This window comes from Cognatilysobacter lacus, from assembly GCF_008274655.1.
Lineage (GTDB): Bacteria > Pseudomonadota > Gammaproteobacteria > Xanthomonadales > Xanthomonadaceae > Cognatilysobacter > Cognatilysobacter lacus.
This window is the reverse complement of record NZ_VTRV01000094.1, coordinates 1-10,400: the sequence shown is the minus strand read 5'-3', so window position 1 is coordinate 10,400 and position 10,400 is coordinate 1. Positions and strand designations below refer to the sequence as shown.

Below are 10,400 nucleotides of genomic sequence, written 5' to 3'. Positions count from 1 at the left end.
CGCGGCGGCGACACCCACCGACGCGGTGACCCTGCAGATCGCCAGCTTTTCCACGCGCGACAACGCCGACCGCGCGCTCGCCACGCTGCGCGGCGCCGGCATCGCCGAGGCCCGCCTGCTGGATGCGATCGCCAATGGCCAGCCGATCTGGCGCCTGCGGGTCGGACCGTTGCCGGCCGGCAACGAGGCGGAACTCGCCGCCCGCCTGCGCGGTCTAGGCTTCGCCTCGACGCAACGCGTGCGCGACTGATCGCGCCAGCCGGTTTCATGCGCGGCCGGCGACGTCCAGAATGTCCGTCCGCCGTACCGCCTTTCCGATCGAACGCCGGCACGCGCCGGCCCGGAGCACGTCACCCATGAAGTTCCCCGCCCCGCTCAAAGGCCTGCTGGCCGCCGGCCTTACCCTGACGCTCGGCCTTGCCGTGGCGCAGACCGGCCCCGCGCCGAACAACCAGCCGCCGCCGGCCGTCGACGAATTGCCGATCCCGCCGCCGCCGCTGGTGCAGGCCAAGGCCTGGGTGGTGATCGACTACGCGAGCGGAAACATCCTCGCGGGCCAGAACTACGACACGCAGGTCGAGCCGGCGAGCATCACCAAGGTGATGACGAGCTACGTCGTCGCCGCCGAGCTGAAGGCCGGCAAGGTCAAGCGCGACGACCCGGTCATGATGACGGAGAACGCCTGGCGCAAGGGCGGCGCCGGCACCGAAGGCTCGTACTCCGGCTTCGAGGTCAACAAGACCGCGCCGCTGATCGAAATGGAAAAGGGCATGGTGGTGCAGTCGGGCAACGACGCCGCCATCGCGCTCGCTGAGCACATCGCCGGCAGCGAGGACGCGTTCGCGTCGCTGATGAATGCGTACGCGAAGCGCATCGGGCTGAAGCACACGCACTGGATGAATCCCGACGGCCTGCCTGCCGAGGGCCACTACACCACCGCGCACGACCTGGCCCTGCTCGGCCGCGCGCTCATCCACGATTACCCCGAGTCGTATTCGCTCAACAAGATCAAGGAATACACGGTCGGCCCGATCACGCAGACCAACCGCAACCGGCTGCTGTGGCGCGATCCGTCGGTCGACGGCATCAAGACCGGCCACACCGCCACCGCCGGCTTCTGCCTGATGGCATCGGCGCAGCGCGGCGACCAGCGCCTGATCTCGGTGGTGATGGGCGAACCCAGCGAACCGCTGCGCGTCGACGACTCGCAGGCGCTGCTCAACTGGGGCTTCCGCTTCTTCGAGACGCACAAGCTGTTCGACGCCGGCAAGCAGGTCGCGAAGATGAAGGTGTGGAAGGGCGCGCAGAACGAAGTGCGCCTCGGACTTGCCGAGCCGATGCTGGTCACGCTGCCGCGCGGCCGCTACCAGCAGCTCAAGCCGGTGATGGACGTGCCGAAGTCGCTGGTGGCGCCCATCGCGAAGGGCCAGAAGATCGGCATGGTGAGGGTCATGCTGGGCGGCAAGGTCCTGGCCGAGCGCCCGCTGGTCGCGCTTGATGCGATTGACCAGGGCGGGTTCTTCAAGCGCCTGTGGGACGAGTTGCTGATGTGGTGGAACAGCTGAGCCCCCACGAAGTCGGATGATGACGAACGCCGGCCTCGCGCCGGCTTTTTCGTTCTAGCCCCGACTTTTCGCCGGAATCGAGGCGGCCACGTCCGACGCGCCGGACCACCTCGTTTCGAACGGGCGCGTGCCCGGAAGGGAGCTTCGCTGGCGCCCGGACGTGCGTCATGGGACCGGTCAAGCACGGCTTCGGCAATACGGAACGCAGTCGTCGGCGCTGCGTGTGGCGTGAAACGGGGCGAGACCCGCCTCCGGACTGGGCGCTCGACCGGAAATCGCTCGATCTGCGGACCTCGTCCGGCCGCTGGCGCACCCAGGCACACGACAGGGCACGCGGTTTGCGGCACTCTCCGTCGCCGTCGCTGCATGAACCCACGCCCCTGCACCGACGTCCGGTGCGCGCAGGTAGGCCAGGGAAAATGCCACTGTATCCATTCGATTTCCGCAGGGTTTCCGCATGAAGATGATGTTGTTCGCCCTCGTGCTCGCTGCCGGCGCCGCCCAGGCGCAGGCCGTCGATTCGACCGCCTCGGCGTCCGCCGAAGCGCCCACCGCCTCTACGAGCCAAGCCGAACCCGCGCCCGGCGCCGAGCCGAAAGTCGCCGACACCGGCCAGCGCAAGTTGTGCAAGCTCGAGCGTGAACTCGGTAGCAATCGCGCCAAGCGCGTGTGCCGCACCCGGGAGGAAATCGACGCCTCCACGGAGGCGGCGCGCGCCTCGATCTCGGCGGCCCAGCGCGGCAACTGAGCCGAAGCGTCGGTCGCTGACGGAACCCGGCGGTTCGACGCGACGTCGTCGGCTACACGATGGTCCGCGCCCTCTATTTGGACGCGCCGCAACAGGTCTGCCTCACTGCCGGCCAGCGCATGACGGCCGCCGCCGACGCGGGATCGGCCGCGTCGCGGAAGGCCATCAGTGAAAAGTAGCTGCGGGACTCACGCGCTGCCGCCGACACGCGTCAGGACGCCTCCTCGCACTGAGGTTGAGGAACGGATGTCCAGCCCCATAATCGGTGCATGGACATCCATTCCGACAATCCGGCGCACGGGTACCAGTTCCCGGGCGAATTCGAGCTTTCCGCGATGGGCCCCGCCGAAGCCGGGCTCGAGGCCAGCCTGCCGAAGCTGCTGATGGAAGCCGGCGTCGACGTCATCCACGAAGACGTCAGCTGGAAGGCGTCGTCGAGCGGCAAGTTCGTCTCGGTGCGCATCCGGTTCCGTGCCCAGAACCGCGACGACCATGTGCGCGCCCACGCCGCACTGCGCGAGCATCCGGACGTGAAGTGGACTCTCTGAGCGACTGCGCCATCGCGTCCGCGCCGATTGCCGCCGGTGGACCGAACGCCGTGCTTCGGGACCTCGGCCGCCAGCCCTACGAACCGGTCTGGCGCGCCATGCAGGCTTTCACCGACTCCCGTGACGAGGCCACGCCCGACGAGCTCTGGCTGGTCGAGCACGATCCGGTGTTCACCCTGGGCCAGGCCGGAAAGCCCGAGCACGTGCTGATGCCCGGCGACATCCCCGTGATCCACGTCGACCGCGGCGGCCAGGTGACCTACCACGGCCCCGGGCAGATCGTGCTTTACCCGCTGCTCGACCTGCGCCGGCTCAAGGTCGGGGTGAAGGACTACGTCTGCCGCATCGAGCAGGCGATGATCGACACGCTCGCCGACTGGAACATCCTCGCCGTTCGCCGCGACGGCGCGCCCGGCGTCTACGTCAATGACGCCAAGATCGGCGCGCTCGGCATCCGCGTGCGCCGCGGCTGCACCTTCCACGGGCTCGCCTTCAACATCGCGATGGACCTGTCGCCGTTCCACCGGATCAACCCCTGCGGCTATGCCGGCCTGCAGGTGACCAGCATGGCCGACCTCGGAGGGCCGTCGGGGCTCGATGCCGTCAAGCCTGCACTGGTCGCGCACGTCGCGGAGCAGTTCGGGTTGTCGATCACGACGAGCGCCGTCGCGCCTGTCGGCATCCGCTGAAGGGTTCCGACCCACGGGGAGAGCGCGTCAAACGGGCACGGCCGCCAAACGGGCGTCGCACACAGCGGTCGCACACGCCTGCGGATCCGACGCCTTCCCGAACCCGGCGCGCGCCCGCAGCGGCCGAACCCGCGCGACAGGCCGTCGGCTCTGCCTAGCCTGGTGCATCCGGACGACTCTACGAAAGCCCCACCTTCGCCGGGCACGCCCCGTGCGTTGCAGCCGCATCCCGTCACCGTTCCCGTCCCGTTTTGGCGTTCGCCGCCCGGGCGCGGGACAATGCAGGCCCGGTGCAAGCCGGTCCGCCCCTCCAACGGCCGCCGCCATGACCGAGTCCGCCCCGCGCAGCATTCCCCTTGCCGTCATCGACGCCGCGCCCGCGCCGCTCACCGAAGGCGTCAAGCAGCTCGGCGGCGACAAGATCGCGCGCAGCCCGGTGAAGTTCGAGGACGCGCCGGTGCTGCGCAAGCCGTCGTGGATCCGCGTGCGCATTCCGTCGGGCAACGCGGTCGCCAACCTCAAGGCCAAGCTGCGCGAGAACCGCCTCGTGACCGTGTGCGAGGAGGCCAGCTGCCCGAACATCCACGAGTGCTTCGGCCACGGCACCGCGACCTTCATGATCCTCGGCGAGGTCTGCACGCGCCGCTGCAGCTTCTGCGACGTCGCCCACGGCCGGCCCAAGCCGCCGGATGCCGGCGAGCCGCTCAAGCTCGCGCAGACGGTCGCCGACATGGGCCTGCGCTACGTGGTGGTCACCAGCGTCGACCGCGACGACCTGCGCGACGGAGGCGCCCAGCATTTCGTCGACTGCATCCGCGAGATCCGCACGCACGCACCGCGCACCAAGATCGAAGTGCTGACGCCGGATTTCCGCGGCAAGGGCCGCATGGACCGCGCGCTCGACATCCTCGCGACCTGCCCGCCGGACGTCTTCAACCACAACATCGAGACGGTGCCGGACCTGTATCCGAACGTGCGCCCCGGCGCCGATTACCAGTGGTCGCTGACGCTGCTGCAGCGCTTCAAGGCCCAGCATCCGGACGTGACGACGAAATCGGGCGTAATGCTCGGCCTGGGCGAGACGATGGAGCAGGTCGAGGCCACGCTGCGCGACCTGCGCGCGCACGATGTCGACATGGTCACGATTGGCCAGTACCTGCAGCCCACGCCGCACCACCACCCGGTGATGCGCTACTGGACGCCCGACGAGTTCAAGCAGCTGGAGGATTTCGGGTACGCGCTGGGCTTTTCGCACGTGGCGTCCGGCCCGCTGGTGCGCTCGTCCTACCACGCCGACCGCTCGGCGGCCGAAGCGGGCGTCGTCCAGACGGCCTGAGGCCCGGCGAAGGCCCTCGTCGACGACGGCGCCGCATCACGCCCGGTCACGGCGCGGCGCGCCCGGCGGGCGCATAGTCGGCCGGCCCGAGCCAGCCGCTGGGTGACGGTGTCCGCACTCCCAGCTGAATCGAGGACGACGGGCGACGCGCCGCGCTTGCGCTGAACCTCCCGCCGCGTTCAGATGCAGGAGGCCCTGCAACTTTCGGCACTGGGCTGCGGTCTGATCCGACTCCACCGTGCTACTTCCCGGCGATCCGCCGGACTTGATTGGCGACCCCACCGCCAGGATCCGATGAAGCTCAAGACTCCCCTGCTCGCCCTCCTGCTCGCCGCTCCGCTCGCGCTGCTCGCGCGTACCGACGGCGCAATCCCCAACGCCCCGACGCAGGACCAGGCCACCGCGGCCAAGCTGGTCTACGGCCTGCTGTCCGACAGCCGCTACGCCTACCGGCCCCGCGCTCTCGACGACGCGCTCAGCGCGGACATCTACAAGCGCTATCTCGATGCGCTCGATCCGAACAAGCAGTTCTTCACCGCGCAGGACATCGCGAAGTTCGACACGTACAAGACCTCGCTCGACGACGCGATCAAAAGCGGCGACCTGAGCCCGGCGTACGCCATTTTCGCGGCCTACCGCCAGCGTGCGCTGGCACGCGCCCAGTACGCGCGCGACCTGCTCAAGCAGGACATCTTCACGTTCAACGGCAACGACACCTACCGCTTCGACCGCAAGGACCTGCCATGGGAGGCCGACGACGCCGCGCTCAACGCGCAGTGGAAGGAATCGGTGCGCAACGATTGGCTGCGCCTCGAACTCGCCGGCAAGAAGCCTGATGAAATCCGCAAGACGCTCGACAAGCGCTACGCGAACCTCGTGGAGAGCATCGGCGAGCTCAAGGGCGAGGACGTGTTCCAGTCCTTCCTCAACTCGTACGCGAACGCGGTCGACCCGCATACCGATTACTTCACCCCGCGCAGCGCCGACAACTTCAACCTGACGATGTCGAACACGCTGGAGGGCATCGGCGCGGTGCTGCAGAAGCAGGACGACATCGTCGCCATCCGCGAGATCGTGCCAGGTGGCCCGGCTTCGAAGACCGGTCGCGTGAAGCCGGGTGACCGCGTGGTCGCGGTCGGACAGGGTACGAACGGCGCGATGGAAGACGTGGTCGGATGGCGCATCGACGACGTGGTCGCGAAGATCCGCGGCACCAAGGGCACCACCGTGCGCTTGGACATCGTTCCGGCCGAAGCGGCGCTCGATGCCAAGCCCGTGCGCGTGAACATCGTGCGCGATCGCGTGCGTCTGGAAGACCAGGCCGCGAAGGCCGAGACCATCGACGTGCCTGCCTCGAACGGCAAGCCTGCGCAGAAGATCGGCGTGATCAAGCTGCCAGCGTTCTACCAGGACTTCGACGCACGTCGTCGCGGTGACAAGGACTTCGCGTCCGCCACGCGTGACGTCGCGAAACTGCTGACCACGCTGCGCGCTCAGCACGTCGACGGCGTGGTGCTGGACCTTCGCAACAACGGTGGCGGCTCGCTCGACGAAGCGATCGAACTCACCGGCCTGTTCATCGACCAGGGCCCGGTGGTGCAGGTGCGCGAGTCCGGCGGCCGCGTCACCGTCAACGGCGACGACGACAAGCAGATCGCGTGGGAAGGCCCGCTTGCAGTGCTGACCAACCGCGGTTCGGCGTCGGCGTCCGAGATCTTCGCGGGCGCGATCCAGGACTACGGCCGCGGCCTGATCATCGGCGAGACCACGTTCGGCAAGGGCACCGTGCAGACGCTGCTCGACCTCGACCGCTGGCCGGCGAACGAAGCCGCGCGCTTCGGCCAGGTCAAGCTCACCGTGCAGCAGTTCTTCCGCGTCAGCGGCAGTTCGACGCAGCACAAGGGCGTCGTGCCCGACATCGCGTTCCCGACGTCGGTCGACGCCACGGAATTCGGCGAGAGCACCTACGACAACGCGTTGCCGTGGGCACGGATCGCCGCGGTGCCGCACACCGCGTACGGCAACTTCAGCCCGATCCTGCCGACGCTCGAGCAGCACCACGCGCAGCGCATCGCCGCCGATCCCGAGTTCCGCTGGTGGACGCAGGACGTCGAGCAGTTCCGCAAGGAGCGCGCCGACAAGTCGATCTCGCTGAACGAGGCGGTGCGTCGCGGCGAGCGCGACGAGGAAGAGGCCAAGCGCAAGCAGCGCCAGGCCGAGCGCGCCAAGCTGGGCCTCGCACTCGACCCGCTCGCCGACGACAACGACGACGGGCTGCAGGCCAGCGAGCGCAACATCGCGCAGGACCTGCAGCGCGACAAGCTGGCCGAGAAGCGTCCGGATCCGTTGCTGCGCGAAGCGGCGACGATCCTCGGCGATGCGGTCGGCCTGCTCAACGCGGATCACCAGCTGTCGGCGAAGGTGCTGCCGACCGCGCGCAGCCCGGGCCACTGGGCCGACTGACGCCGCGCAACAAGGAACGGATAGCGGGCGCCTACGGGCGCCCGTTATGTTTGGGACCATGACCGACGCCACCACCAAGCTCGACCGCGCGCGCCGCCTGCTCGACGAAGGTGAGCCGACGCTCGCGCAACTCGCCACCGCCGTTGGCTTGAGCGCATCGCATCTGCAACGCCGCTTCACTGCGCGCTTCGGCCTGAGCCCGGCGGACTACCTGGCGCAGCGCAAGTTGGGTCGCCTGAAGCAGGCGTTGCGCGATGGCAGCGACGTCACCAGCGCGATCTACGAAGCCGGCTACGGCTCGCCCTCGCGCGTGTACGAGTCCGGCGCGGCGCGGCTGGGCATGGCGCCGTCGCAGTACCGACGCGGCGGCGCGGGCGAGGTCGTGCGCTGGTCGGTGATCGACACGGTGCTGGGGCGCGCGCTCGTTGCTGCCACGGCGCGCGGGTTGTGCGCGATCGAGCTCGGCGATGACGAAGCGTCGCTCGAAGCCGGCTTGCGTCGCGAATTTCCGAATGCCGCGCTTGAACGCGTCGACGAAGGCCGCGACGAGTTTCTTGCGCCGCGCCTTCACGCGGTCTCCTATGCGCTCGCCGGGCACGCGTCGGACGTCGAACTCGACCTGATCGGGACCGCGTTCCAGCGGCGTGTTTGGGATGCGCTGATGCGCATTCCGAAGGGCGAGACGCGCAGCTACGCGGGCCTTGCCAGCGAGCTCGGCGCACCGCGCGGCGCGCGTGCGGTGGCACGGGCGTGCGCGACGAACCGGCTCGCGATCGTGGTGCCCTGCCACCGCGTCGTGCGCGGCGACGGTTCGCTGGGGGGCTATCGCTGGGGGCTGCCGCTCAAGCAGGTGCTGCTGGAGCGCGAGCGGGCCTGAGCGTTGCGCTCGACAGGCGCGTCAGCACCGCGCCGTCCGCTAGGCTTGTCGACTGGCGCGACAGCGCCGCCGCCCCCCGGAATCCGATGAGCTCCTCGATCGCGCCCCGCGCGCCCTCACCGCTCGCCGTCGCCTGCGCCCTTGGCTCGCTGTACGTGTTGTGGGGCTCGACCTATCTCGCGATCCGCTTCGCGCTGCACGGCTGGCCACCGTTCTACCTGGGCGCGGCGCGCATGTTCATCGCCGGCGCGCTGATGTTCGTGGTGCTGCGCATGCGCGGCGTGCCCGCGCCGACGCGGCGGCAATGGCGCACGCTGTTCGTGCTTTCGCTGTTCATGGTGCTGCTGTCGAACGGGCTGGTGAACCTCGCCGAGACGCAGGTCGGGTCCGGGCTCGCCGCGATCGCCGTGGCGTCGATGCCGCTGTTCGCGGGCCTGTTCGCGATGCTGCGCGGCCGGCATCCGTCGCGCATCGAGTGGATCGGGCTGGTCGTCGGCTTTCTTGGCGTGGTCTGGCTCAACGCGGGCAGCGAGCTGCGTTCGTCGACCCTCGGGCTGGTCTGCCTCTCGATCGCGCCGGTCGCGTGGGCCTGGGGCTCGATGTGGAGCCGCGACCAGGACCTGCCGACGCCCTTCATGTCCGCCAGCGGGCAGATGCTGATGGGCAGCGCGTGGATGTTGCTCGCCGCGTTGCTGCACCGCGAGCATTTCGTCGCGATACCGAGCCTGTCGTCGACGCTGGCGATGCTCTATCTCGTCGTGGCCGGATCGATCTTCGGCTTCACCGCCTACATCTGGCTGCTGCACCACGTGCGGCCGGCGCTGGCAACGAGCTATGCCTACGTGAATCCGCCGCTCGCGGTCGTGTTCGGCGCACTGCTCGGCGGCGAGCATTTCACCCTGCAGACGGTGGGCGCGATGGCGGTGATCCTGGTCGGCGTGGTGATCATCACGCTGTCCAAGGCAGCCGGAGCGAAGCGGGTCGAGCTGCCGGCGGCCGCGAGTGAGCCGCCGGCGTAATCGATATCCCTACTGCGCGCGCAACGCATCCGTCACTTCCATGCGTGCCGCCCGCAGCGCCGGGAACAGGCCGCCGACCAGCCCGATGGCGAGCGCCCATTTCAGGCCGGTCCACAGCAGTGCCGGCGAGACGCGGAACTGGAACACGACCTGGCTGAAGTTGTTGCCGAGCGTCGACACGGAGTGGCCGTTGAACACGAGCCATGCGATGCCGGCGCCGAGGATGCCGCCGAGGAACGCGAGCAGCATGGTTTCCAGCATCACCGCGGTCACGACGGGCAGTCCGCGGAAGCCGATCGCGCGCATCGTCGCGATCTCGCGCGCGCGGCCCGACACTGCGGCGTACATGGAATTGAGCGCGCCGAAGATCGCGCCGAGCGCCATGATCGCGCCGATCACCTTGCCCAGGATGCTCAGCAGCGTGGCGAGCCGCTCGGACTGCTTGGCGTAGTAGTCGTGCGTGGTCATGACGTCGAGCTTGAGGCGCGGATCCGCCGCGAGCGCCGCCTTCAGCCGACGGAACCCGCGCGCGCCGTCGAGCTTGACCGTGACCGACTGGAACGCCTGTCGCTGGTACGCGGGCCCGAGCACGTCGACATCGGTCCAGAGCTCGGAATCGTGCGAGTCGCCGGATTCGAAGACGCCGACCACCGTCCACGCCTGGTTCGCGAGCTTGAGCGTGTGTCCAACCTCGAGGCCCTTGAACTGCCGCTGCGCGCCGCGACCGACCACGATCTCGCGCAGGCCCGGATTGAAGCGCCGGCCTTCCACGATCTTGAGCTTCGGCCGCAACGCCCATGCCGACGGACCGACGCCGCGGAACTGCACGTTCGCATCGGTGCCATCGGCCAGCGTGGGCAGGTTCACCACCTGCGACAGCTCCGCCGACAGCAGCGCGCGACCGTCGGCACCGCGTGCGATGCCGTCGAGCGAACCGAGCAGCGGCACCTGGTCACGAGTTATCACCGAGTTGGTCTCGGCCTGCGAACCGCCGCGCAGCACGATCGCGGTGTCGTTGCCACCCGTGCCCGCAAGCGTGGTCCGAAAGCCCTCGCCCATCGCCAGCATCGCGACCAGCACGCCGACCACGCCGGCGATGCCGACCACGACCACCGACGAAGCGCCCAGCCGCTGCGGCAGGCCCGCGATGCCGAC

Annotated in this window: 10 protein-coding genes; 9 read left to right on the top strand and 1 reads right to left on the bottom strand. The window is 69.2% G+C overall.

Going from position 1 to position 10,400, the window contains the following annotated elements; genetic code table 11:
- The 9 genes from FW784_RS09310 to yedA all read left to right on the top strand — a co-directional run.
- On the top strand, nt 1-250 hold a 250-nt coding region (locus FW784_RS09310), incomplete at its 5' end, for an SPOR domain-containing protein (RefSeq protein ID WP_149353072.1).
- A gap of 106 nt (nt 251-356) precedes the next feature.
- Nucleotides 357-1,565: a D-alanyl-D-alanine carboxypeptidase family protein gene (locus FW784_RS09305; protein WP_149353071.1), complete on the top strand. Its 1,209-nt coding sequence runs from the start codon at nt 357-359 to the stop codon at nt 1,563-1,565.
- A 457-nt stretch (nt 1,566-2,022) separates the two neighbouring features.
- Nucleotides 2,023-2,313: a hypothetical protein gene (locus FW784_RS09300; RefSeq protein WP_149353070.1), complete on the top strand. Its 291-nt coding sequence runs from the start codon at nt 2,023-2,025 to the stop codon at nt 2,311-2,313.
- Nucleotides 2,314-2,582: 269 nt separating this feature from the next.
- Complete coding sequence (locus tag FW784_RS09295; RefSeq protein ID WP_149353069.1) at nt 2,583-2,861, top strand: DUF493 family protein; 279 nt, start codon at nt 2,583-2,585, stop codon at nt 2,859-2,861.
- Nucleotides 2,858-3,550, top strand: coding sequence for a lipoyl(octanoyl) transferase LipB (gene lipB / locus FW784_RS09290; protein ID WP_425481623.1), 693 nt, complete (start codon nt 2,858-2,860; stop codon nt 3,548-3,550). The genes FW784_RS09295 and lipB overlap by 4 nt, the downstream gene beginning before the upstream one ends.
- Nucleotides 3,551-3,875: 325 nt before the next feature.
- Nucleotides 3,876-4,886 (top strand): lipoyl synthase, encoded by a 1,011-nt coding sequence (lipA, locus tag FW784_RS09285; protein WP_149353067.1) that lies wholly within the window; start codon nt 3,876-3,878, stop codon nt 4,884-4,886.
- Between the two features lie 294 nt (nt 4,887-5,180).
- Nucleotides 5,181-7,349 carry a carboxy terminal-processing peptidase gene (locus FW784_RS09280; RefSeq protein WP_149353066.1) on the top strand — a complete coding sequence of 723 codons (2,169 nt, stop codon included), beginning with the start codon at nt 5,181-5,183 and terminating at the stop codon, nt 7,347-7,349.
- A 58-nt stretch (nt 7,350-7,407) separates the two neighbouring features.
- Nucleotides 7,408-8,226, top strand: a complete 819-nt coding sequence (locus FW784_RS09275) for a methylated-DNA--[protein]-cysteine S-methyltransferase (protein WP_235893633.1) — start codon at nt 7,408-7,410, stop codon at nt 8,224-8,226.
- Between the two features lie 86 nt (nt 8,227-8,312).
- Nucleotides 8,313-9,245: a drug/metabolite exporter YedA gene (yedA, locus tag FW784_RS09270; RefSeq protein ID WP_149353064.1), complete on the top strand. Its 933-nt coding sequence runs from the start codon at nt 8,313-8,315 to the stop codon at nt 9,243-9,245.
- Between the two features lie 9 nt (nt 9,246-9,254).
- On the opposite strand, the gene FW784_RS09265 is transcribed toward yedA, so the two are convergent.
- A partial coding sequence (locus FW784_RS09265) for an ABC transporter permease (protein WP_149353063.1) occupies nt 9,255-10,400 on the bottom strand: 1,146 nt, incomplete at its 5' end.